Consider the following 967-nt stretch of genomic DNA (forward strand, 5'->3'; position numbering starts at 1 on the left):
CCTGTTCCCGGGCTGTCATCCCATGATACTCCTCCATATTCTTCCGTAAAGAAGTTTTTAACATATTTACTGTCTACGCCCATTTCCACAAGCGTGTCCCCTATCTTCCTTACGACTTTCTTTCCTAAAGTTCCCGCCACCTTCGTTATTACACCAAACGTCACGTTGAAGTACAGATTCGTCATCATTTCTTCTCCGTACCGTTCTTCTCCGGTGCTGCAATACATAAACAGCGTAAACATACTGTCAATGTATGCATAAACGGCAACTCCCAGGAACACAAGTGCAACTGTCAGCAACACGGGATTTGCAAGACCTAAAATAATCATATCTATTGCAGCAATAAGATCATATGCAGCGATTATTACATTTATTGTCCCCACAATTATGTTTATTGCCGTACTGCCACCGCACATACTTCCACTTATCATGTAGGCTCCTTCGCCTGTACTTGTGTCAAGTGCAATATATGCTGTGCCTTTCCATCCATAGTAACACATTTCTTCCTTTGGTACTATGATTGTCCTTCCTGAACTGACGGCATTTCTCATTTCACTTATGGTTTTGCCGTCTGCCTTTATCCTTTCCAGCTCATCCATGTTTTGCGAATCTATCTTCACAAGCTCCATTCCTCTTGAAAGCGCCACCTTAAATACTTCCATTGTGGATACTGCAAATACTCCAACCGTTTCCTCAAGGACAAAGCTTTCAAGATATGAACCTACAAATCCGCTATAGAGCATGAAATCCTTTACCGGATTATGGTCCACCTTGTTTTCTTTATCACCGTCGCTGTCTTTTCCATTTTTCTGAGCATTGTTTACTTCAGAAATTCTGATTTTATCTCCATTATCTGCAACTCCATATGTATCCGTATCTATATCAACAAACACTGTGCCTTCAGATATTCCGATTGGTGCACCAAATATGCTTGTGACCTTTGGTTTGTATCCAAAAATTCCCTCAC

The 967-nt window shown here is 41.3% G+C and carries 1 pseudogene; it reads right to left on the reverse strand.

Annotated elements, in window-relative coordinates:
* A pseudogene (locus tag DWW96_RS14160) lies at positions 1-967 on the reverse strand (hypothetical protein); the annotation flags it as partial.

Origin of the sequence: Eubacterium sp. AF17-7 (genome assembly GCF_003461285.1) — a bacterium.
In the GTDB taxonomy this organism is placed as follows: domain Bacteria; phylum Bacillota; class Clostridia; order Lachnospirales; family Lachnospiraceae; genus Eubacterium_U; species Eubacterium_U album.